This window comes from Cytophagaceae bacterium (assembly GCA_016722655.1).
Lineage (GTDB): Bacteria > Bacteroidota > Bacteroidia > Cytophagales > Spirosomataceae > Leadbetterella.
Map to the genome: position 1 here is coordinate 1,553,122 of JADKIR010000004.1, position 23,257 is coordinate 1,576,378.

Below are 23,257 nucleotides of genomic sequence, written 5' to 3' on the forward strand. Positions count from 1 at the left end.
TAAAAATCCCTTAAATTGCAGAAATTCAAAGTATTGCAAAATGGATTTTCCCGCCAAAATAAGGATTAATAATGGTATGGATTTCTTTGTTAAGAAACCCGCACCATCGCTTGATTCGTACATAGATTTGTTTTGGGCAAGCAACGGCAATCCTGACTTTAGAGAAGAACGCATCATTCCAGATGGATCCTGCCTTTTGCTATTCAACTTTGGAAAGCCCGTGTCGAGCAATAGTGGCAATTTTCATTTACCTGTCAAACGCTGCATATTTACCGGGGTATTTACCAACTTCATTTCTATGAAATACGACTCCTTTGAAGATATTCACCAGCAGGTAGGCGTAATTTTTAAACCTGGCGGAGCTTATCCATTTATAAGAATGCCCATTGAGGAATTTAAAAACCAGGCTATAGATGCCGAATTAATCAATAAAAGTGTTTTTGAAAAAATTTATGACCAGTTGGGAGAGGCCGATTCCTGCGAGAGTAGAATTATGATGCTGGAGAAAATATTTCTGGAAATGCAATCGAAATTTGATTTTCATACCTTACCTCAAGATTTTATAAATCTGATAAAATTCCGAAATAACCTTAAGGTCAATGAACTGGTTGATAAAACAGGATACTCTCAACAATATGTCAACAAAATTTTAAGAGCTCATGCCGGTGTAAATTTAAAAAGTCTGCAGACTATATTCAAAGTGAGTCGGGCCATAAAAATGCTTCAGGGCGATTCAAAAATCGAAAATTTTGCGGCTCTGGCACATGATTTAGATTACTTTGATCAACCGCACTTTATACACCAAATAAAGAAAATGACCGGCTTTACTCCTAAGGAATTTAAAGACCTTTCTCTACCGATCACCTCCAGAGTTATTTATTTATGAGTTTCATTTTTTACAATATTTGAGCAATTAAGAGCCATAATTTTGTAGTATAAAAGTTACAATTTTATAGCCATGATTCAAAAATTTATCCTTTACGTTGCTGCCGGTATTTTGATTTTCTTTATAGGAGGAGGCCTGCTTTTTAATGAGCTTCTTCCCGCAAAAACCATTGATTTTCAATCCTATTTTTCAAAAAACAAGCACTTTTCTAGTATGGAAGAAGGAATGGAGATTGAAGTAAAAAAACTCAGTAAAGACAATGTTTATCTTAGGGTAACTCTAAAGCCATTTGCCGCAGGTCCCCTTGAGCATATTCACCAAAATTTTGATGAATATTTTGTCATAGAAAAAGGAACATTGAGTTTACTTATAAATGGTCAAAAGCGAATTTTAAAAGCCGGGGAAAGTATATTGATACCGAAAGGTACGCCTCATAAACCCTTTAATGAGACCGCTCAGGAGGTAATTCTAAACGATAAAAATGAAAGGCAACCCACCATGCCTGCATATTTTGCCTATGGATTAAGTCAGTTGTATCCGGTTATTGATGAGTATGGTTCCAAATCGCCCAAAGTGCTTTTTCAATTGGCCAGATTGGGACCAAGTTTTGATACCTGGCTGGCTGATGCACCATTGTTTTCGCAAAAAGCCATTCGATGGATCTTGAAACCACCGGCACATGTCTTTCTCTAAAATTAGTTCGTAACTTGTTAATAATAAATAAAATATATAATTTTTATCTGATAATTTCCAAATTTAAGTGAATCATTTTATTAAAATCAACCACTGGTTTATTCTCAATAAAAATGTTTTCCTTTTAATAAAATTTCAATTGTTTAAGCTCAATTCTTTACGTTTTTTGAACAAATTAAATTTAATAATAACCTCATGAAAACCCTAATTAAGCTTTTTAGCATTATTCTAATTCTTTCAATGTCAGCATGCAGCAAAGAGGAAAGCACCCCAGACCCAAGCTCACAAATTGCTGATAAATGGTGGTGTGCCAAGGCCGGAACCGGTTCTATTGCTTCTCAATATTTCAAATCTGATGGCACCTGGGAGCAAGGATCAAAAGGAGGGAAATTTAACGATACCGGTAAATGGGCTATTTCTTCAAATAAAAAGAAAATAGTTTTAACGAATGTGCTTGACTACAACAAAAAGTCAAAAACAGGCTGGGAATATGACATTGAGAGTTATACCGAAACCTCTCTCAAAATGAACTGGAGTGCATTTAATGTGAAAATGGACCTGGAGATTTGTAAATGATATTTTTTATAATGGTAGGGTAATAATGGCTCCGAAAGTGATTTTCGGGGTCATTTTTTTAAATTCAATTTAAATGTTTTCAGAAATCCTGATTTTGTGCATAACTCCACCTCCCGGTTTTCTTACCACGGTAAGTGCCGCATTTAGTAAACTTACCCTCGATTTGATACTTTCCAATCCTAATCCATCTTTCATAATTGAAGTGTCAAAATCATAGCCGCCACCATTATCAGAAACAATCAACTCAATCTGGAGATTTTCGTGCATTAATTCCACATCAATTATACTCGCACCAGAGTGTTTTATGGCATTGTTTATCAATTCTTTAGCTATAAAATACAGATTTTGAGAAAGGTCATCCTTAAGTTTTTTGGTGATATTGGATGTAAAGTTAATCTCAATGTTGGTGTTTAGCTTTTGCAGACTTTGCACCAGACTTTCCAGCACGTACACAATCCCATTTTTTTCCAAATCAGGAGGCATTATGCTATGTGAAAAACTCCTGACATTGCTGGCTACGCTGTCGAGATTGGCAATGGTTTCGTCAAACGCTCTTGCCTTTACGCCTTTTTTCTCCAGATCCAAGCCCAGGGCTTCCAGTTTCATTTTTATGATGGAAATATCTATTCCCAGGCCGTCGTGCAATTCTTTGGCCAGTCTGCTACGTTCCTGATTTTGCAATTCTAGCCCTTTTTCAAACACCAAAAGCTGACTTTGTTTTTTCTCATCCAGCAATTTTTCCTTTTCAACCCTCAAAATTTTATACCTGTAACCCAAACCCACCGATAAGATTACTACATCAAAAACAAAAGAGACCATGGCACCCTCCGTATCCAGAAACCAGAAATTAGGAATTAATCCGTAATGCCTGACATTGGTTAAAACCGAAAAAAGTACGATAGGAGTAGCTCCAATCATGTAAAATTTGCTTGCAACCCGGTCGATTTTTTTGAAATAACTATAAAAAACCAGAAAGAAACTGAAAATAATCGGCGATAAAAAGGAGAAAGGATAAATGAGACTGGAGGGTTCGGTAATAGGAATGTTGTTTTCTGCAGCATATCTTTCATACCAAAGAAATGACATGGCCAAAAAACATAAAAATATGCATAACCTATACATATAAAGCAACCAGGACCGAAACTTGTATCGGGGAAATAAATACTCTTTTACGTAAAGAAGGGTAAAAAGAATATTTAGATTCATGAAAAACTGCCGCACGTTTTTTTTGTAAAGACCCAGAAAACCGTCATTATAATATTCAAAGAAAAACCCCTTGTCTATCAGTGCATAAATCAATGCCATCAAGACATAGAGAGAGAACAAAAGGTAAACCCTTTCTTTTAAAAACAGAAAAGTGATAAATCCAAAGGTGATGGTAATCAGCAAAATGCCGGCAAAAACTCCCCAATTAAACTTCCGGTTGATTTCGTTTTGATAAAAATCCGGCTCATCCCAAAGCCTTACCGGAGGTATCACCGAAATATACCTTCGATAGATTCTAACATACACATTCAGAGAGCTTTTGGCATCCAGACTTATAGGAAAAACAGGATTGTGATGCTTGAAAAATCGGTCCCGATACGGATATTTCCAGCCGATGGTATCTGATTTATAGATGATTTTGCCATTTTGTACCAAAAACAAGTTTACTTCTTCAATAAAAGCATAATCCACTTCAAGCAGTTTCTTTTGAGCTATCGTGTCAGTATTGGTGACTGTAATCCTGAGCCAATGAGGTTTATTTTCATGACCATAGCTCAGCCGGGAGTTTTCAAAAACATTAAACGCTTTACTTTTTGCTTCCAGGCTATCAATCGTGAAGTTGGCATTGGAATCTTTTACATAAAATACCTCAATGCTTTGGCTTTTTTGGGCAAAGAGAGAATGAAAAGCAAAAAACAGAAAAACCAGTTTACGGGCGAAAGACTTCATTAATTTATGGCCGGGTTGTTTTACACTAATTCTTTTAGTCAACAAACCATCAGTGACTAAAAACCAAATTTACGATTTCGAAAATGTAATCAACTACACCTTTTGGGGTATTTTTTAATATACTGTTTTTGGATGATTTTTGACAATGTTGAAAGTCAGAATTTTGCATATAACTAAAAAACAATTACCATGAAAACTATTCTTTCTTCATTTCTAATTCTATTTGTATTTATTATTAGTTCTTGTGAAGGCCCTCAAGGCGAGCCCGGTCCCGCTGGTACACCAGGGGCAGCTGGCACACAAGGACCCGCCGGCCCCGCTGGCCCCGCAGGAAAAATTAATTTTATTGCCACTGAATGGATTAAATCAGACAACAACATCTTGATAAAAAATTATGACCCAGCAACATTAACCACGGGAGGATCACTAACAGATGGTGGGATCGAAAAAATATCTCAGGCCGACCTCAATAAAGGTATTGTGTTAGTGTATGATACCTATGAAGAAGACAAATCGGTAATAAACGCATTACCTTATGACTACGTTTTTGATGATAACCATGTCTGGTTTTCTTATGGAGCTTCAAAATCTGATAAAAGTTATGTCAATCTTTATACTACATTTGCCAAAAATGTTGACCCACAAAAATTCTATTCAGAAATAACCGGAGGAAATATGTGGTATCGCGTCATCATTATTCCAGCGGTAGCTGGTGGAAGACTGAAAGGCCTTGACTTGAGAGATTACAAAGCGGTAAAAGCATACTTGGGGCTTAAAGATTAATCCTTATCCAAACCAATGTTTTTGGATTTAATGTTTACTATTTTTGAAATAGAAAGTGTATTTTTAATATTGGAACGAAAGTCAACCTTCCGGATGATTTTTCAAACTGAAATATTAAAATAAAAAAATTGATATGAACCTCCTCATCGCCGACGACCATACTTTATTTATCGAAGGGCTCACTATGCTCGTTTCGAGAATAGAAGACGTGCACATCGTCGGCGATGCCAAAAATGGCAAAGAAGTAATAGAACTCTGCCAAAATCAAAAGGTAGATTTGATTCTGATGGATTTGGAGATGCCCCAAATGGGCGGCATTGAAGCCACTGAAATTATCAAACGAGATTTTCCAAACATCAAAATAATTGCCGTGACGATGCTCAATGACTACAACACCATCAAAAAAGCCCTCAGAAGCGGCATGGACGGTTATGTGGTGAAAAACCTGGGAATTGCAGAATTACAAAATGCCATCGAAACGGTTATGAATGGGCAGATTTACATGAGTCCCGAAATCACTACAATTTTAGCTTTGGGAGTGGCCGGACGAAAACCGAATCAGGCATATGTACCTGATCTGACAAAGCGTGAAAAAGAAGTCATTAAATTAATAATTGATGGTTTGACCAACGATTTAATAGCTGAAAAACTGTTTTTGAGTCCGCTGACCGTAAGCACACACCGCAAAAACGTATTGTCAAAACTTAATCTCAAAAATACCGCAATGCTTGTAAAATATTGTGGCGATTATCCTGAGATATTACTTTAAAAGTGTTAAAAAAGTAGGGTTTAACATTTAAATAAAAAATTCCTTAGAAAGGAAATATTACATCCTTCTTAAAAGAATTTTTGTTTGAATTAATAATTGAAAAATTTGGTTTTTAAGCAGTAGAATTTCAAAATGGAAACATATAGGGGTAATGCGAAAATACCTCTATTTTGGAATAATTATTTGATGAAAACTACCCATTGGCTTTTTTGCAATTACTTCAAACGTCCCATTTAATAGTTCGACTCTGGATTGAATACTTCTTAGACCAAGTCCCCCTTTTTTTATTGCTGTATTGAAATCATATTGCTTGCCATTATCTGAGACACACAGCTCGACTCGCGATTGATATTCCATTAACTCAATGTCTATTATTGAGGAGCTTGCGTGGTTAATTGCATTATTAATAAGCTCTTTTGCTATAAAAAACAAATTGTGTGACATTTCGATTGGTATTTTAGCTTTAATATTGGTTGTAAAATTTATTTCAACCACTCGAATCACTTTTTGGAGGTTTTGAATTAAATTTTGTAAAACATGCACTAAACCATTGTTTTCTAAATCCGGAGGGACAAGATTATGCGAAAAATTTCTGATTTCGGTTACGACATTATCAATGCTTTTAATGGTATCTTCAATTTCATGTGTTTCAGTGTTAAGGCCTTTTTTTAGTAAATCTAAATTTATAGCCTCTAATTTCATTTTAATAATAGAAATATCAATTCCGACTCCATCATGCAGTTCTTTTGCCATTCTATTTCTCTCTTGGTTCTGAAATTTAGTCCCGGTTTCTAGTACTATTTGTTGATGTTTATTCCGTTCAAGTAAAAGATTTTTACGATCATCAGAATACATTTTAAATCTAATTGCCAACCACCAGCAAAGCACAAGTATCTCAAAAACTATGGCAGGTATTAAAATGTAACTTCTTTGTGTTGACGATTCAACCGGCAAAACTGTGATGTTTCCCAGCATTTGTGAAATTCCGACCAAAAATAGAGGCACCCCAGCTACTAAATACAAATAGGCAGCATTGCGTTCTAAATTCTTAATGATAGCGTAAAAAAGCACAAAAATTCCGAAAGCGATAGACACAAAAAACCAAGCAAAGAAAACCCAGATAAAGACTTTTTTGGTAGTAATTAATTCCATTATTGATTCAGGAGTGGCCAATAATAGCACATAAATGAGACCTACAATAATCAAAAAATATAATACTAAAGAGAATATTTTGGGTTGTAGTTCTTTTATTTTGAGATAAGATTTAAGGAATAAAATACTTGAAATAATCAATAAGGTCATTGAAAAATAATAAACACTTCTACCAGAAATGCTTAAAAGGCCGTTCATATATAAACTCGAATGTACGCCTTCACTGCTGTCTAGATTGAAAATCTGACAAAAAACATAGAATGAATAGAACAGATAGACCTTTTCTTTTACTAAAGAGTAAAGAAATAAATTCAAGAAAATGACCACAAAGCCCATTCCAAGAAACCACCCCCAAAACTCACTTTTTTTGGTCATTTCTTTGAAATGTTCTTTTTCTATTTCGATTTGAAGAGGTATTCTTACTGTGCCATGAGTCTTTAAGATTTTTGCATAAATTTCAATCGTTTCCAATCCTTTTATGCTAAAAACATATGAATTATTCGGATTGGGAGATTTTTTGTTTTTTAAAACAGCCCACCAACCCATTTTATCAGATTTGGAGAGCAGAGTATTATTTTTTACTACAAAATATTGTACTGAATCCATGATTGGAACCAAAATTTGGGCATACAGATTTTGTGGATCTTTAGAAACATTTTTAACGGTCATCTTAGTCCAAACAGGAAAACGATTTATTCCTACACTAGGAATGTTGTTTCTTGCTTTTATAAATTGTTGGTTGCCTGTTATATCTTTTAGTTCCTTTATTGATGTAGTATCAATATAAAAGGATACCTCGCTTTTTCTAAGTTGAGCTTTAGAAACAAAGGAAATCAAAAGAAAAAGTAGAAGTGTTTTTCTCATTACAAAAGAATAATAAACTCCCAAAAATACCCCTTTTTAATCACAAAAAAACTACCCCTTTTGTGGTAGTTGTCAATATACTCTTTTTGGTTGATTTTCAGCATTATAGAAAGTGTGAAATTTGTAAAAATATTTTAAATTAAAACTTAGAACCATGAAAAAACACTTTTTGCTTTTAATCATTGCCTATTTAACTTTTTCTTGCGAAAAACCCACGGAGGATGCGGCACAAGTCGAAACTGTATGCCAAATACAAAAAATAACGTATGATGACGGTTATTATGAACTCTATAAATTTGATGGCAATCAAAGGTTGGTTGAGAGCACTTTTAATTATGATGATGAGGGAAAACTAGTGGATTTGGTTTCCACTCATGAATACAACACCGCCGGAAATTTAATTAAAACAACGGATAATTTTGGTTGGAGCCAGAATTGGTTTTATGATGCCAATGGAGCACCTTCCAGAATGGATTATAAAGATGATAAAGGAGAACTTTACGACCAGTTTACGTTCACAACAGATGCTCAGAAACGCATAACCAAACTTGTTGTAAAATCAGACGGATCAACTGCCACTTACGAATACAATGGCCCAAATGGTTCGTTTTCAAAAAGTGAGGTAATGTGGCAAGGCAAGCTTATTGATCGTAACGTAGTAAATAGTTACGAACAAGATAATACAAGAAAATCTTACAGAATGGTTTTTAAGGGGCACTCTTTTGAGCCTGCACAATTTATCTACGATATGATTTACTCCGACCCACTTTACCTTTTGTCAGTTAATATATTTCCTCTCTCCGGAACATTCTCTACTCAATATAACGAAGATTGGACAGAGTTAACAGACAAAACACGTGTGTATTATGACTATAAAGCAACTCGAAAGTTCAACGCCAATAATTTTGTAATAGAAAGAGCCTCTGCTGATGCCATTGAAAAGAAAACCTTTACCAAAACATATTCTTACTCAAATTGTAACTAAAATCTTTATAATCATGAAAAAGACACTAATTTTCATTCTTTGCAATATCTTTTTGATTTCTACACTTTCTGCTGGACCGCACCCAATTTATAAAAAATATAAAGGTGCCAGAACAGCCAGCGGTAAAGCAATAGCCCCTAAGCCACCTCAAAAAATTAGAAGGTAGCAGCTGTTAGAACACTTTTTTGTCGAAAATAAACTTTCACAGAGCACTAAATTTTCATGATTTAGTGCTTTTTTTCTGTGGATTTTGTTTAAAACTACACCTTTTGTGGTAGTTTATAAAATACCATTTTAGGTTGATTTTCTTCTTTGAGATTTAATAGAGCTTTGTACTGTAAATCAATCTTTTTAGCCATGAAAATTCAATTATTAAACGCCCTCATTCTATCGGCTTTACTTGGTATTTCTGGATGCGAGGCACCTGCAGGAGATGTTGGGCCACAGGGAGCTGCCGGTATAGCAGGAGAAAAAGGCGACAAAGGCCCAACTGGCGACAAGGGGGCTTTTAGTGGATATGCTTCTGATTGGAGAGTTATTGATGTTCCAAATTGGAAACTCACTGGCTTTAAGGCAGTTGTTACTCAAACAGAAGCTCAGCTCACCCAAGCCGTCCTTGATCAAGGCTTGATTTTGGCCTATTACCGCCGAAATGCTCCTTTTTTAGATAATACTGCGGTTTTTCCCATGCCCGATGAGACAAACGAATTCTTATTTACTTTCAAAGCAAATGTTGGTTCGATGGATTATGAGTTATTTTTTAAACAATCTGAACCTGTGAGCCCCTCTATATTTCTATTTTGGCAAATTAAAGTAAGATACGTCATAGTACCTGCCGCAAAATCAGGGCGGTTAGCAAATGTAAACTGGAAAGATTATAACGAAGTAAAAAAAGCTCTAAACCTCAATGATTAGAACCATGAAAACAAGAACAATAATAGGAATACTGAGCATTTTCGCAGTTTTGTTCATGAATTGTACAGGCGAAAAGGGGGCTATAGGACCACAAGGTTTAGCTGGACAACAAGGTGAAAAAGGTGCAAAAGGCGACCCTGGAGTGAGCGGTGTATTTCCCAAAACCCAAACAGGTAGTTTTACGATTAAAGTTGCCGATTGGAAACGTCTTTCAAATAGTACTGAGTATAATGAATATTATGCAGAGGTTCCCGTAAGTGCCATCACAATAGAAGTAATAGATAAGGGAATATTCAGTATTTGGTGGGTTTCTTCGACAACTCAACAGTTTCAATTGCCTTTAGATAGAAATTTAGATAGAATTTTACCCGCATTCTACTCTGAGAATGGGGGGAGAATAAAGATTAATATATTGCCTGGAAATAACTTAAATGTACCTGCTAAACCTACTTCAGACATGACTTTTCGGTGGGTAATAAACTAAATGGGACTAAAATTAAAAAAATGTTGATATGAAAACTTTACGAAAAATATTGATTCTTACGATAGTGTCATTAGTTTTTGCTTGTCAAAAAGGCGAGCAAGGAGAGGTTGGTCCTGTTGGTGCTCAAGGATCAAAGGGTGCAACGGGAGACAAAGGGGAGGTGGGCATCACCAATTCAAAAGGAATGTTGGTTACTTCCTGGTATGCAGTAAACGCAGATGCCTGGGGAGCACTCAGTGCTACCTCTTTTGGGGCAATATTGGGTTTATCAGCATTAACAGCTGATATCGCCAACAAAGGCAATGTATATTTCTATATGCAGCCTTTTGGAGAAAGTTTTGTATATCCATTGCCCTATTCACAAACCAACGGAACAAAGTTTTTTGGTTACTTATTAAATACAAATAATAAGCAACTTGTTCAATTCACCTATAGCATTAATCCGGCATTGGGAGGTACAAAATTAACCACGGGTTATAAATTCAGAATGGTTATTATTCCTGCTGGGGCTCGAAGGGCTGCAGAGGTAGATATGTTAAACTACGAATCAGTTAAGAAATATTTAGACCTAACTGATTAAAAAAAATAGACATGGAACTACTCAAGTCGAAACCAATCGATTTATAAAAATTTCAAAGTATTAATTCCAAAAGATAAAAAAATGAAAAATTTGATTGCATTTATATTCCTCTTAATTTCTTTCTCTGGCTGCAAACTTTTTCCAACTGACGCAAACCCCAAAACTGAAGAAGTAAAACTCTCCCAATTTGAAAAAGCCAGCTATTGTGATTTGATGATAGCCAAAGACGGAACCTATCATGCGGTTTTTCTTGAAAAACCCGATTTTGGAAAACCGGTATTTGTGTATTATTCTTCGTCTTCCAATAAAGGAAAAACCTGGAGCACACCTGTGACCATCAGCAATGACGGTACCGGAAACGGATCATCCATTCCTAAACTGATTCAAGACGGTGGAGGAACAATTTATGCTATCTGGAAACGCTTCGGTAGTAGCGACAAGTCACAGTATCCTGTGGCAGAAACAACACTGGAAGGCACTGGTGGCTATAATATTGGCACTTTGTTCTATGCTGTTTTAAATGGCAATGCTTTTGGAAAACCTATCATGCTGGCTAGTGATGAGCTTATGCAAGTTTCATGGTTTCCAACCCTCGACAACGCTGGCAAAGTACATGTGGTATGGTCGCAAGTGAGTGACGAAACCTTGAAAAACCACTGGAATAGTTATTGGTATTATGCCGATTTAATCACAGAAGCCACTTTAAACGGGGGGAGTTTTGGAAACTTTAAAGATTACTCCACTCCGGGTAAACCTAAATATCCGGGCGGCGCACCTCCTAATTTGGGATTTCAAAATCTTAGCGGTTATTATGATAAGCAAAACAAACTGCATTTTATTGGTGAATTTGTTGCCGAGTCTGGAGTCAAAACCCTTTTTCTCTACAATGGAACAAAGGCAGAAATTGCATATCAATATCCGCTGTATCAAGAGGGAAATACATTTAACAACCCTGCCCAACTTCTTTATGATGAAAAAGGCGATGATCACATTATCATCAGACCTCCGGCATCTACTTTAGAAAGTGAGCAAATCTGGGATTTTGATGTGTCAGCCCGAAAAACCAGTATTTTGGCTTCTATCCAAAAAGAGGGGGTAAAAATTCAAAGTTTCCAGGCAAATCAGGGGCCAAATGGTGAAATGGCGGTAATGATCCAGACTGGTGGTTTGTCTGAGAGCAACGAAGCTTTTGGGTTGTTTTACAAAAATGGCAAATGGGTTGCCAAGGGATTATCTCAAAACGCCTCAAAAGATACTTTCGCAAGCTCTGGCGATTTATACTACGATGGGTATATTACAGCCATCACTTCCAGTACCAAAAACTTCACTAATTTTATCGATGTCGCCTGGGATGCTGCCGGTAAGAAAAATATGGTCATGACCGTCTCGGTTTATTTTGTGGGTCAGGGTTTTAGTACAAATAGTCCCTCGGTGTATTTTTCAAAGATTGATTAATTTAAAATCAATAATCATTTTATTCAGCGATTATTAGGGAAATCGGCTATGGCACCATTTTGTATATCCAAAACAAAACCAAATGGAAACGCATCAGTATCTATAGAATTAGCTTTAATTTTATAACCCGTAGGTACTGTTAATTTAAGGTTGGAATTTAACATTAAAACCTTGTCACAATAGTCGGGTTGCCGCCCCGTAGACCAGTTTTGGTGCTTGGTCCAGTTATTGTCACCCAAAAAATTGTTGAAAATAAATACTTTTGGTCTGCAAACCGGATTTTGGATGTGTGGCACTTCTATCACTTTCGGGCAACCCGGGAAATTGGTAGTAAAATAAAAATTTGTGGCAGCATTTGCCAGGCTATTGGGTAAAAAATACCCGGTGCTATAAGTGCCAGCCAACTGAGTTAGTGCCGGATCGAGATACCAGTTTCCGGCTACTGAAGGTGCTGACGCTCCGGCTACTATATTGGCGGTTTCTTTGATTCCATTGCTTAAAGGACCCAAAAATGACTCCAGAAATATTCCGTTATTTGTAATATCTTTCACGGTCGCTCCCGGGCGAAAAATACCTTCATCTGCCAGACTATTGTAGCGATCAACCATTATTCCGTTATTGATAAATAATCCCGAATTAGCAATATTGCTTATTCCCGTAAATCTCAGATCTGCGTAACCCCGATTTCTAAAATCGCTCATGAAAAGCTTTCCGTTCAGAATCATTTTTCCGCAAACACTATTGGCAACAGAGTCTGGTGAATAACTGTAAATTGCCATGGAATCCACCCCACTGAAATCAAAAAGACCTGTATTGTAGAGGCTTCCGTTGAAAAATACGATTCCCAGCCGTACGTTTTCGGTGGTTATTTCACCATTATTCACAATTCCGAAATCAGACTCAATCGCATATTCAGTTTTTGAGCTTCCATTTTTGAAATGAAGTTTTCCGGTGGTGCTATTGGTAAAATTTGCCTGCATGTACATGGCTCTCTTTGTAAAATCCTGCATCCGTATCCTGCCATTATTTGTAAATGTCTGATTGATATGAAATTGAGCCCCAACAGTGGAATTGTTACCATTCAGCTCAAGATAAGCATTATTGTTATTTTGAAAATTGGCGTTTTGATTGCTGAAAACATAGCCATTCAGGCCATTGAACAGAATCGTACTGTCATTGTTGGTATAGGCGGCATTGTTAAAAAATTGAATCGGGCTGCTGAGGGTGGTTTTTATTTTCACCAGATTATTATTGATAAAAGAGGATGCCTGATCCAGATACAATCCTTCCCCTCTGAACACACTCTGGGTAGCAGAACTGTCAATCCACACCAATCCAGTACTTTTATTATCAAAAAGACTTGCGTTTCCAGTATTAATCAGGCCCAACTGCACATGCCGGAAGACTCTGAGCTGGCCATAATTATCAAAGCCCTGCGTATTGTTGAGGTTTTGTAATCCGCTCTGAGTCAGATGTTTCAAAGTAACAATTCCCCTGTTTTCAAATTTTGTCGTTGTACTAATTGCTGCCAGATGCAATCCCGAATAATCCATACTATCAATTGTAATGATAGCATTGGGTTGATTGTTAAATCTTCCGGAATTTTGAATACCATATCTTAAAGATTTCCTTAAATCAATACTACCCGAATTGCTCATATAATTGGTGTTCTGAATTCCATTGATATCACGGGCTTTGTAAACTCTTATTTGTCCCAAATTTATAAGAGAGTCAAGATTTCTGATAGCAAATTGATTGGGAGCATCGGAGGGGAGGTCGGTGCCAATCTCAACGATTCCTTCATTTTGCATAAAATCTTCATTCTTTATTATATCCCGGTTTATGTATAAATGGCGTGTAATTTTCAGATTAGCAGCGGGTTGAAGAAATATTTTGCCCGTTGCGTTGTGAATACTTTCCTGTAGAGAACTGTCAATTTGTACCAGTCCATTGAGCTTGATTGTGGCATTTTCATTTTTTATTGCTACGCCGGTCATTTTCCAGATATTCATACTTCCCTGACTTTCCAGCCAGCTACCGGTTTTATTTTGAAAGCCAAAGTTTTGGGTATTTGAAAGGTCAAAATTTCCGGTTCCGTAAATATTCAAAATCCCTGTATTTCCATTAAAAACTCTTGAATTCTCATTAATAAGGCCGTTTATGCCAAACCAATTGGCAGTGAGCGTCCCATAATTTATGATTGAGTCATTTGGAGCGTTATTTAAAATAGCCGTACCAAAAGTATAACCCACGGTAATATTTCCCAGGTTTCTGATTTTCTTTTTGTTAAAAATCCCAATGGGACTTACACTATCGTTAGGATGTAAAGAGTCGGTTTGAATCACACCTGAAGGGTTATTGAGCAAATATCCATAGTTTTTTATACCACTGGCCTTTCCGTGATTAAGTAGAATTGTCCCTGAGTTTTCAAGAAAACCCTTGTTTGAAATAAAGGTTGAATCTAAAACTTCGTTCATGGTCAGGATTCCTAAATTTCTTAGGGTATCTGTATTGATAATTATTCCACTTTTAAGGTTTTTTATCTCATTTTGATTGAGAAAATAATTGTCATTTTGTAGAAAAATATAGCCAACACTGTCCATCCTGATTTTGCCCTGATTTTCAAATCGGCCGGTATTCCAAATCCCTTTGGTACCTGCACCTGACCCCACACCAGATATAATATTACCAGCAGGATTATTGATAAAAAAACCCAGATTGCGAATATGGGTAAGGATACAGTGGTTAAACACCAGGGAGTCGGTATTGGAAAAGAAACCATTATTAATAAGGCAATCATTGGTATTGGTGGTTAGAAACCTGATTTTCCCTGTGTTTTGAAGGGTGTCGTTGTTCACAAATCCCCCCTTGGTGTTTTCAAACATCATACTCCCGTTATTAATAATCCGGTTGTTATTTTCGACCAAAGAGCCATAATGATCTTTAATTTTTACGACTCCTGTTTTTAGATTGGTGAAAACACTCGTGGGATCCACCACTATCGAACTTTGGTAGATTCCACTAATTTGGAAGTTTTCAATAACCAACGAATCTGCATCTCCGCTTGCTTTGCCATTAATCCAAAAACTATTTTTTAAATTTATGTTTATAGGATCTTCTCCACCGATAATTTTCACTTTTCCGAAATTGTAGGCTAAAGAATTCTTTAGAGAAATAGTTGTATCAGGTGGGGTGGCTACTCCATATCCTAACTTCAACTCTCCCCCCTCTTTAATCCTGAGAAACACATAATAAAAGTTAATGCAATTGGCAACCGAAACCCCTGAAATATCGATGGTGTCGCCAGAGCAATTGACCCGCTGAGAGGGTTGAGGAAGGGTGTTTCCGTCCCAGTTGAGGGGGTTGTTCCAATCTTTATCTGCACCTCCGCCACCATCCCAGTAACGGTCAAACTGAGCAAATGTAGGTGAGATTAAATTGAAAAATATTAAAATAAAAAAAATCAGAAATTTTTCAGGATGGAAATATTTATGGGTCATGGCTCAATAAATCATTTTCTTAAATATGATTAATTTTGAAATCCTGAGTTTACAGGCTGCAACAAATATCGATTAACATTTTTTGAAAAACCATAGGGGAAATACGGATATTTACAAATTAACGTAATGTAAATGAAGACTTTGACAAAATTTTATTTTGCGGTAGAGTAGAAAATACTTCTTTTGATTTTTTGCGAAAAGACTAATGAACTAAATTGAGAGAATTATATTCTTAGGAATGTTATATTCAAAAAGCTCAGAAGGACTTAGAAAGCTAGCACTAAATATTTAAAATGATGAAAAACTCGACCCTTCAAGTCAAATCCTTTAGAGAGTTTAGATTCTAATGGATAATTAATTATTCACTATTGTCAGCATTAATAGACAGCCTGATAAGTAATACAATTTCGAAATCTTTCCGGTACTAATATTGGACGAAGTATATCCAAAATTAGTAAAATATGAAATTTTCTTTTAAATCCTTTCCAAATGGTTTTTTAAAGCCATTCAGGTTTAATTATCTAAAATCATTGATCGTTGTATTTTTTCTTCAATTTTTACACTACAACTCTTCAGGTTTGGTTTATATCTACGAAATTTATGCTGGGAGCAGACAAACTGGTGCTATTTACAATGATGATTATATGGTCTTATATAACTCTGGTCCCGTAGCCCAGTCGCTCAGTGGATGGAGTGTTCAATTTGCTACTAGTGGTTCTGATTCATGGGCTAAGTTTAATTTGCCAAATTATTCAATGCTCGCATCAACTTTTTATTTAATCAGGATACCAGTATTTGGCACAAATCAACCCAACACTGCCCCCATTGCCAATCCAGACTTTAATGCACCTCTGTTCAGATTTAATGGCTTAGATAATAGTGGTAAATTGGTTTTAATGAGCACAACCAATCTTATTCCTACAGGAGTATTTGACCCTAATGGCTTGGCTGACCTCATTGATTTTGTAGGGTTCGGTGGTGCCGATTTCTCTGAGGGAAATCTCGGTAATGCACCATCCCCAGCACCCAATGGTCCGATTTGGAGACCGAATAATACTGATACCAACAACAATTTCAATGATTTTCAATTTGAGCCCGAGCCATTAAACGGGGCATTCCCTGTCAAATTGGTACGATTTGAAGCGAAACAAACCATTGGCAAAATCACTCTGGAATGGGAGACTTCAAAAGAAATCAATAACATGGGTTTTGAAATTGAAAGAAGTTCTGATGCAGTGAACTTTGAATCGTTGGGATTTTTACCCTCAGCACACCCATCTTCGGAAAATATCCTTTATCAATATGAAGATGGGAGTCCGCTCCTGGGACTAAATTACTATAGACTTAAGCAAAAAGACTGGAGCGGGGATTTTACATTTTCCAAAATTATCGCTACGGATTTCATCAATAACCTGAAATTGAAAGTTTTTCCAAATCCAGCCTATGATCATTTGATATTAGAAGAAAGTTTCGCGAAAAATATTTCAGACTTTGCAATTATAGACCTTAAAGGAAATGAAATCTCAAAACCAGGGATAATTGAGAACCGAATTGATATTTCGGAGATAAAATCGGAAATCATTTTTCTAAGATTCCTTACAAAAACCGGAGTTGAGGTTACCACAAAAATAAAAAAAGCATTTTAAGAATGAAGACCTTGACTTTTTTTTATAAAAAATATTCAAAACCCCAATTATTAAAAATTGGAAAACTCAGTAAGCTCACAATAAAGACGGGTTCAATCAGTGATTTTGGATCTAATAAGTTTTCGGCTTGAAATTTTTCACAAAAACCTATCCATCAACTCGCCCTTTTTTTGTCGAGAGACTGGCAAAAGATCGCCGTTGTGCATTTTTACGGCTCCGCCCTCTGACCTTACAAAGGCCTTTAGATGACTCAGGTTTATTAAGTAAGAATGATGTATCCTAAAAAAACCCTGGTCGGTCAGCAGGTTTTCGTAAGTAATAAGCGGCTTGGAGGTGAGTACTTTTTGTCCTGAAATCAGATGGAATTCCGAGTAATTTCGGACACTGTTGACATAAATTATTTCCTCAAGTTTCACCACCACAAAGCCATCGTTGTTGGGCAGGACTATTTTCCGGATTTGGGTCTGCTCGTAGTTTTCCAGAAGAATCTTGAAAGGTGTTTGTTGGGCATTGGTTTCGGTTTTTGACTCCAGTATTCTGTCAATCGTCTTTCTCAAATCCGAAGACTTAAATGGCTTTACCAAATATCCCACCGCCGAAAACTCAAAAGCTTTGATGGCAAAATGATCAAATGCCGTCACAAAAACCACGGAAAAGTCTTTAGAATCCAATTTGCTGAGCAAATCAAATCCGGTTCCATCGGGCATTTTGATGTCGAGAAAAAGCAAATCAAATACGGTATTTTGTATCAAATCGAGGCCTTTTTTACAATTTTCTGCCTCACCCACCACCTTCGTAATTTCTCCGAAATGGTCTTCTATGGCTCGCTTCAAAAGAAACCGTGAATCCTCTTCGTCGTCAATAATAATGATTTTTAACATGGCCTAATATTCTAAAATTAGCTTTATTTCTGTACCATCAACTTGCCCATTTGTGTCCTTCAATTCTTTAATTTGAATAGCCCCACTTTTCCCTAAACGATTCTTAATCAATTCCATAGCTTTAGATTTGTGGTTTGGATTTTTCTTGCCTGAATAGTACCCGACTCCATTGTCTTTCACACTTATTTCAAGACTGGCGTTTGATAGTGTTTCAACTTTTACCTCTATTTTTCCTCTTTCATTTTTAGGTAAGATACCATGCAGAAGTGCATTTTCGACCAATGGCTGAACTATAAAAGATGGAATGTTATAATCACCGTTTCTGACCTCATCACTCAGCAATATTTCATAATCAAACTTATCGCCCAGCCGTCTTTTTTCAAGCGAAAGGTAGGCTTCAATGAAATCCATTTCTTCATAAACTGGAATCTGTGTCCTGCCCGTTTTTTCCAAAATATCCCGCATCAGTTGTGCAAAATCGGCAATGAAATCATTGGCAATGTGGGTTTTACCTTCTACATAAAGTCTTTGAATAGAATTTAAAGAATTAAACAAAAAATGCGGATTAAGCTGTGCCCTCAAAAGCCTCTGTTTCATTTCGGCTGCCTCTTTTACATTCTTCAGTTTTCGTTGTTTATTCCAAAAATAAAAACCTCCCAAAAGCGAAAAAATACCCAAAGCAGCAGCCAAAATAAGATAGTTTTTTTGTTTGAGTTGGGCTTCTTTGGTTTGATTTTGAAGGGTGAGTACTTCTATTTCTTTTTGTTTCTTTTCGGTTTCATATTTGGTTTGCAACTCTGTGATTTTGGCGGTAGTATTAGTGGTATAAAGACTGTCTTTAGCAGCCATTTGGGCTTTTTGGTATTTCAGGGCTTTTGAAAAATCCTTTTCTTTGGTATATGCTTCCTGTAAAATATTGTACAAATTGGGCAACTCTTTTTCGTTGCTTAGTTGCTTCGACATTTCAAGGGCAATATTGGCCAATTCAATAGCCTTTGGAGTGTCATTTAGTTCCAAATGATTTCTGGCGAGAGAAGTCGTAACCTGCATTTTCAAGAGTTTCGAATTGGAAAGCTCCGCATTTTTCAAAGCTTCCTGCAGGTAAGCATTTGCACCCTTGAAGTTTTTAACGGCATTTTCTACGTTGGCCAAATTAGAATACCTTGCCGTAATAGCCGTATAATCTTTCTGAGTTTTAGCCATATTAAGTGCTTCAAGGAAATACTTTTTTGAGGCTGAATAGGCCTTTTTATTTTGTGCAGAGTTCTCAACCCGCAACAGATTTATAATTCCCAAATTGGCTAAAGCCACCCCATGGCGATACTGATCATTGATTTTTGATGATAAATTTTTTGCCGAAAAAAAGCTCTTCTCAGCCTGATCCAATTGCTTAAAATGCATCTGAATGTTGCCCAAAATTATACTGGAGGCCAGCTCTATCTGAGGCAAATTGTACTGATTGGCCATTTTCAAGGCTTTTAGAGCATTTTGTGTAGACAGCTCATAATCAGACATTTCGAAGTTAACAATAGCTATACTGTTATACTGTGCGGCCACTATTTGGTTGAGTTTTTGTGGGTCTGAAGTACCAAAATGCTTTTCAGCAAAAGTTATGGCTTTTTGATAATTGGCAATGGCCTCTTTAAAGTTTCCGATTTTGCGGTAATATCCTCCAAATGAAGTATGAATAAATGATAGAAATTTGGTGTCGCTTCGTTTTTGGAAATCTTTGTAAACTGCACTTAAAACTTTAAAAGAACTATCCGGATAAGATCGCATGTTGGAATTTGCCAAATAATACTGGAAGCTACTATGGTTTTCACTATTTTTTTGAACGAAATCCAGAGCTACTTTGGCGTATTTTCTTACAGAATCTTGTTGCCCGGCTAAGTAATAATTCTCGCACTTGTACAACAACATGGTCTGGGTTTGACCTAAAGTCTCCCACGTTGTAAAGACAAAAACAAGGATTAAAAAACCTTTCATTTGAGTTCTCGGTAATAAAATTTACCCTAAAATAGCCCCCTTTTTTTTACAATTCCAAACTGGCAAATTTTGAAAAAATCGAGCTTTTACCACTGGATAAGAAAATCTTACAATTGGTACAGCCAACAATGCTTCATGATAATTGAAGAATTATTAATTTTTTTTTCGAATCAATTTTGCTTCTGTTTAAAAGTAAAAATTTAACAAAAAATTTATGAAAATAATAAGAATTGTAGGAGCAGTACTCATACTGGCAAACTTTGGTTCATTTGCACAGTCGGTCAGCATAAATCCCCAAAGTTTAGATTTACCCAAAGTCACAAACCTACCCGGATGTACTGCTGCCGATTATGGCAAAGTGGTATTTCTGACCTCTAACAACAAAGCACATGTTTGTAGTGGCAGTGGGTGGGTGGCTGTTGAAACTTCAACTGGAGGCGGTGGATCATTGACCTTACCTTATAGTGGAAGTGGGGCCTTCTCAGCGGCGGGGTTGTCAATCTTAAATACAGGAGGAGGCTTAAACTCTGCGGGTATTCAGGGTATGACCATGTCAGCCATAAATGGAGCAAACGGGGTTTTAGGGAATGCATTTGAAACCGCTCCATCTGGAAATACTGCAGGTGTAGCCGGTATAAATAACTCATTGAATGCCAATGGTTATGGGGTTTATGGCAAGCACGACGGTGGCGGGGCAGGCGTCTATGGCACAACCAACATCGGCAAAGGAGTTTATGGCCACACAGCTACCAGCGGTGATGCTGTGTATGGTTTGGCAAATAATATAAATGCCCGGGCGGGGGTATTCGAAAATACGGTAGCAGGCGGTATTGCATTGAGAACGGCAGGTTCGCTAAGGTTTGAAGGACAAAATGCCGCAGCAGGAAGGTTTTTAAGATCGGGGGACAATTTAGGAACGGCTTCCTGGTCAAATATTACCCGTACTGAAGTTATAAAAATCCCAGCTGCTGCATTTGTAGCTCATATATCTACTAATTCAATAACCCATGATAACCAAGGAATTGTGTTCACTGGCTCCTCGGGAGCAGGCTCTGTACATGCACCCTTGACGCTCCCAAATGGTGCTACTGTAACACAAATTTTGTTTTATTATATAGATGGAGATGCCACTTTAGGAATGACATCATGGGCTATTCAAAAATTTGACCATACTGTTGTTCCACAGGCATATTCCAATATATTTTCAGGGACTATACCCAATGTAAATGACCCTTTCGGTATTCGAACTCAAGGTATAAATTCAAATATTGTGATTAACAACCAAATAAATTTTTACAGACTGGTATTTGCTATGCCTTTTGATGCTGATTTGAAATTTTTAGGGGCAGAAGTAAGATACAATTACCAGGTAAACAATTGATAACCATGAACATCCCCTTATTAAAAATAGACAGAAACCATAAAGTAAACTCAAGTGATATTATCTTTCTGAAAGCCAATATCAACTATACAGAAATTCATCTTCAAAATGGTAAAAAATTTATATTGGCCAAAACATTAAAGAGATTTCAGGAAGACTATGAGCAATTTGGATTTGTTAGAATTAGCAGGTCAGTAATTGTAAATATGGAGTTCGTAGCAAAAACCGGTAATCAATTTGAAAATTTAAAGCTTAAAAATAAAATTCAATTCAAAGTGTCAAGAAGGAGACGGGAGAATCTAAAAAGAATAATTGTTCAGTAGCCCAAATATTTTATAATGATTAAACCTCACCATTTGAATTTGGTGAGGTTTTTTAATTTCGGATTTTAAATTTTATCCCATAAAAGTCAAAATACTAGCTACCAACAGAAGGCTAGCAAGGGCGTACCCTGTATTGATAAAAAACAATTTCCATGAGCGGCTCTCCCATACGATAGCACCCAGGTGATACGGCACATAAAATCCTAACCATGTGAAAATAGATGAATTGAGGATTGTACCCACTTTGCCCATTTGGTCCATTCCCGGCACGTAGCTCCAGGCGGCATTGTTGTGTGCAAACACATACGCAAAAAAGAAATTTCCGATCAGATTAAAAGCCATGCCTTTCATCATCACTTTGGGGTCAGGAGTCTGGGTAGTGTCCATTTTGAGTTCTTTGGCCCAGATTTTTCCAAACAACGGGGTGTACCATAAAAATCCAAGTACAAAATTGGCAATGACTGCAATGCCAATCGCCAAATAATTAATTTTTAAATCCATGATTAACAGTGTATTAGGGTTTGAAATATATTCAAATGTAAGAAAAATTCGGAAAGTCACAAATTCTATTAAAGTGTTACTAATATTTTTAGCTTAAAATATTACGGCCTACCCAATGTCTTTCTTATTTAGTAATAAACTGATTTTTAATAATTAATTACTCTCCCTCCACTCCAAAATATCTCCCGGCTGGCAGTCGAGGGCTCGGCAGATGGCGTCTAGTGTGCTGAACCGTATTGCTTTGGCTTTGCCGGTTTTCAGTATAGAGAGGTTGGCCAACGTGAGGTCAACCTTTTCCGAGAGTTCGTTGAGGCTCATTTTGCGGCGGGCCATCATTACATCAAGATTTACTATTATGGCCATTTCAGATCGTAAGGTCGGTTTCTTGTTTGAGTTCGTGTCCTTTTTTGAATATCTGGGTCAGGATAAATACCAGGGCCGTCATAAAGAGGTATTCTTCCACAGCCAATCGGGGAAAATCAAAATGCCCAACTGTCTTTTCGAGCCATTTTAACCAAATATTGGCAATTACACTCAAAATCACAATTCCGCTTAACAAATTGACCACTTTTCCGAAACCTGATGTAAAGTCTTGTGAAAAAGGATTGTCCAGATCCAGCTTCCTGAGCATCACAATCACTGCCCACCAGATGGCCGATTTAAGCATCGGAATTGCTATAAGCATACTCATCGCCATAACGAAATAGGATTTACTATAAGCATAAACCGGACTCATATCTAGCCCGATGTACAAGTTGTGTGCACCCACGGGGTTGTACATACTCACAATAGTTGCGATAATCTTGCTGCCGGCTTCAATGGCATAGCCCACCATGGCTATACCTGCAAATACCTCCATCAGTTTTAAAAATGTTCTAGAATGCTTTTCCATAAATTTGCTTTTTTTAATTTTGATGATGCAAATAACAATAATATTTTATTGAAAAACAATAAATATTTAT

General features: G+C 36.7%; 21 protein-coding genes and 1 pseudogene. 14 read left to right on the top strand and 8 right to left on the bottom strand.

Annotation, left to right across the window (positions count from 1 at the left end; translation table 11 throughout):
- Positions 1-40 precede the first annotated feature (40 nt).
- The 3 genes from IPP61_07150 to IPP61_07160 all read left to right on the top strand — a co-directional run bounded on the left by IPP61_07150 (position 41) and on the right by IPP61_07160 (position 2,155).
- On the top strand, positions 41-886 hold the full coding sequence (locus IPP61_07150) for a helix-turn-helix transcriptional regulator (GenBank protein MBL0324943.1): 846 nt from the start codon (positions 41-43) through the stop codon (positions 884-886).
- A gap of 72 nt (positions 887-958) precedes the next feature.
- A complete protein-coding gene (locus tag IPP61_07155; GenBank protein MBL0324944.1) occupies positions 959-1,579 on the top strand; it encodes a cupin domain-containing protein in 621 nt (206 codons plus the stop codon).
- 195 nt (positions 1,580-1,774) lie between these two features.
- Positions 1,775-2,155: a hypothetical protein gene (locus IPP61_07160; GenBank protein ID MBL0324945.1), complete on the top strand. Its 381-nt coding sequence runs from the start codon at positions 1,775-1,777 to the stop codon at positions 2,153-2,155.
- Between the two features lie 69 nt (positions 2,156-2,224).
- Here the strand turns inward: IPP61_07160 and IPP61_07165 are convergent, their stop codons facing one another.
- Positions 2,225-4,090 (bottom strand): hypothetical protein, encoded by a 1,866-nt coding sequence (locus tag IPP61_07165; protein MBL0324946.1) that lies wholly within the window; start codon positions 4,088-4,090, stop codon positions 2,225-2,227.
- A gap of 189 nt (positions 4,091-4,279) precedes the next feature.
- On the opposite strand from IPP61_07165, the gene IPP61_07170 reads away from it, so the two are divergent.
- Together IPP61_07170 and IPP61_07175 are read left to right on the top strand one after the other, a co-directional pair.
- A complete protein-coding gene (locus IPP61_07170; GenBank protein ID MBL0324947.1) occupies positions 4,280-4,873 on the top strand; it encodes a hypothetical protein in 594 nt (197 codons plus the stop codon).
- Between the two features lie 133 nt (positions 4,874-5,006).
- Positions 5,007-5,642 carry a response regulator transcription factor gene (locus tag IPP61_07175; protein ID MBL0324948.1) on the top strand — a complete coding sequence of 212 codons (636 nt, stop codon included), beginning with the start codon at positions 5,007-5,009 and terminating at the stop codon, positions 5,640-5,642.
- 165 nt (positions 5,643-5,807) lie between these two features.
- On the opposite strand, the gene IPP61_07180 is transcribed toward IPP61_07175, so the two are convergent.
- A complete protein-coding gene (locus tag IPP61_07180; GenBank protein MBL0324949.1) occupies positions 5,808-7,658 on the bottom strand; it encodes a hypothetical protein in 1,851 nt (616 codons plus the stop codon).
- A 154-nt stretch (positions 7,659-7,812) separates the two neighbouring features.
- Here IPP61_07180 and IPP61_07185 point away from each other — a divergent pair, with 154 nt between their 5' ends.
- The 6 genes and pseudogenes from IPP61_07185 (at position 7,813) to IPP61_07210 (ending at position 12,077) form a co-directional block, all read left to right on the top strand.
- Entirely contained in the window at positions 7,813-8,643 is an 831-nt protein-coding gene (locus tag IPP61_07185) for a hypothetical protein (GenBank protein ID MBL0324950.1), read from the top strand.
- Positions 8,644-8,656: 13 nt separating this feature from the next.
- Positions 8,657-8,809: a hypothetical protein gene (locus tag IPP61_07190; protein MBL0324951.1), complete on the top strand. Its 153-nt coding sequence runs from the start codon at positions 8,657-8,659 to the stop codon at positions 8,807-8,809.
- Between the two features lie 263 nt (positions 8,810-9,072).
- Positions 9,073-9,147, top strand: a pseudogene (locus IPP61_07195) (collagen-like protein).
- 415 nt (positions 9,148-9,562) lie between these two features.
- Positions 9,563-10,042: a collagen-like protein gene (locus IPP61_07200; GenBank protein MBL0324952.1), complete on the top strand. Its 480-nt coding sequence runs from the start codon at positions 9,563-9,565 to the stop codon at positions 10,040-10,042.
- A gap of 28 nt (positions 10,043-10,070) precedes the next feature.
- A complete protein-coding gene (locus IPP61_07205) occupies positions 10,071-10,622 on the top strand; it encodes a collagen-like protein (GenBank protein MBL0324953.1) in 552 nt (183 codons plus the stop codon).
- 81 nt (positions 10,623-10,703) lie between these two features.
- The gene (locus IPP61_07210; protein MBL0324954.1) at positions 10,704-12,077 is read left to right on the top strand and encodes an exo-alpha-sialidase; all 1,374 of its coding nucleotides are present in this window, start codon (positions 10,704-10,706) and stop codon (positions 12,075-12,077) included.
- 23 nt (positions 12,078-12,100) lie between these two features.
- Here the strand turns inward: IPP61_07210 and IPP61_07215 are convergent, their stop codons facing one another.
- Positions 12,101-15,577 carry a hypothetical protein gene (locus IPP61_07215; protein ID MBL0324955.1) on the bottom strand — a complete coding sequence of 1,159 codons (3,477 nt, stop codon included), beginning with the start codon at positions 15,575-15,577 and terminating at the stop codon, positions 12,101-12,103.
- A gap of 461 nt (positions 15,578-16,038) precedes the next feature.
- Here IPP61_07215 and IPP61_07220 point away from each other — a divergent pair, with 461 nt between their 5' ends.
- The gene (locus tag IPP61_07220) at positions 16,039-17,223 is read left to right on the top strand and encodes a hypothetical protein (GenBank protein MBL0324956.1); all 1,185 of its coding nucleotides are present in this window, start codon (positions 16,039-16,041) and stop codon (positions 17,221-17,223) included.
- Between the two features lie 137 nt (positions 17,224-17,360).
- Here the strand turns inward: IPP61_07220 and IPP61_07225 are convergent, their stop codons facing one another.
- Together IPP61_07225 and IPP61_07230 are read right to left on the bottom strand one after the other, a co-directional pair.
- A complete protein-coding gene (locus tag IPP61_07225) occupies positions 17,361-18,104 on the bottom strand; it encodes a response regulator transcription factor (protein MBL0324957.1) in 744 nt (247 codons plus the stop codon).
- Between the two features lie 3 nt (positions 18,105-18,107).
- The gene (locus tag IPP61_07230; protein ID MBL0324958.1) at positions 18,108-20,090 is read right to left on the bottom strand and encodes a histidine kinase; all 1,983 of its coding nucleotides are present in this window, start codon (positions 20,088-20,090) and stop codon (positions 18,108-18,110) included.
- Positions 20,091-20,304: 214 nt separating this feature from the next.
- On the opposite strand from IPP61_07230, the gene IPP61_07235 reads away from it, so the two are divergent.
- Together IPP61_07235 and IPP61_07240 are read left to right on the top strand one after the other, a co-directional pair.
- Positions 20,305-21,471, top strand: a complete 1,167-nt coding sequence (locus IPP61_07235) for a hypothetical protein (protein ID MBL0324959.1) — start codon at positions 20,305-20,307, stop codon at positions 21,469-21,471.
- 5 nt (positions 21,472-21,476) lie between these two features.
- Complete coding sequence (locus tag IPP61_07240; protein MBL0324960.1) at positions 21,477-21,794, top strand: LytTR family transcriptional regulator DNA-binding domain-containing protein; 318 nt, start codon at positions 21,477-21,479, stop codon at positions 21,792-21,794.
- A 72-nt stretch (positions 21,795-21,866) separates the two neighbouring features.
- On the opposite strand, the gene IPP61_07245 is transcribed toward IPP61_07240, so the two are convergent.
- From IPP61_07245 to IPP61_07255, 3 genes are all read right to left on the bottom strand, one after another.
- Entirely contained in the window at positions 21,867-22,295 is a 429-nt protein-coding gene (locus IPP61_07245) for a DUF1761 domain-containing protein (protein ID MBL0324961.1), read from the bottom strand.
- 153 nt (positions 22,296-22,448) lie between these two features.
- Entirely contained in the window at positions 22,449-22,658 is a 210-nt protein-coding gene (locus tag IPP61_07250) for a helix-turn-helix transcriptional regulator (GenBank protein MBL0324962.1), read from the bottom strand.
- Between the two features lies 1 nt (position 22,659).
- The gene (locus IPP61_07255; GenBank protein MBL0324963.1) at positions 22,660-23,187 is read right to left on the bottom strand and encodes a DUF2975 domain-containing protein; all 528 of its coding nucleotides are present in this window, start codon (positions 23,185-23,187) and stop codon (positions 22,660-22,662) included.
- Positions 23,188-23,257: the final 70 nt, after the last annotated feature.